The organism is Thauera linaloolentis 47Lol = DSM 12138, from assembly GCF_000310205.1.
GTDB lineage: Bacteria > Pseudomonadota > Gammaproteobacteria > Burkholderiales > Rhodocyclaceae > Thauera > Thauera linaloolentis.
The window spans coordinates 1-684 of sequence record NZ_AMXE01000196.1; the positions used below are offsets into that span (position 1 = coordinate 1).

At 63.5% G+C, this 684-nt stretch carries 1 pseudogene; it reads left to right on the top strand.

From position 1 onward, the window contains the following. Positions 1 to 68: 68 nt before the first annotated feature. Positions 69 to 684, top strand: a pseudogene (locus C666_RS21040) (transposase); the annotation flags it as partial.

Below are 684 nucleotides of genomic sequence, written 5' to 3' on the forward strand. Positions count from 1 at the left end.
TGACCTGCCCCCCATAGGACGTACCGGTTGAAGGTTAGTAGAGTCCGTTTTCAGCAGGAAGAACGGACATGAAGAAGAGCAGATTCACCGAGGAACAGATCATCGGTTTCCTCAAGCAAGCGGAGGCCGGCATGCCAGTCAAGGAGCTGTGCCGCCTGGGCGGCTTCAGCGACGCGACCTTCTACAAGTGGCGCGCCAAGTTCGGCGGCATGCAAGCCAGCGAGGCCACGCGGCTGCGCGAGATTGAGGGCGAGAACGCCAAGCTCAAGAAGCTGCTGGCTGAGGCCCACCTGCACATCGAAGCGTTGAAGGTGGGCTTCGGGGTAAAGCGCTGACCCCGCAGGCCAGGCGCGAGGCGGTTGAGAGGATGGTCGAGCATTTGACCATCAGCGAGCGCCGCGCCTGTCGCTATGCGGGGTTGTCACGCACCAGCTACCGGGAGCCGCCCAGGATGAATGCCGCCACAGCCGAGCTGAGCGCGCGCATCGTCGAGTTGGCCCATGAGCGCCGGCGTTTCGGCTACCGGCGTATCCATGATCTGTTGGCCTTGGAGGGGAATCGGGTGAATCACAAACGCGTCTGGCGGCTGTACAAGCAGGCCAACCTGTCGGTGCGCAAGCGCCGCAAGGTCAAGCGCCCCACCGGCGAGCGCCAGCCTTTGGCGGCCAGCCATCACGTCAACGA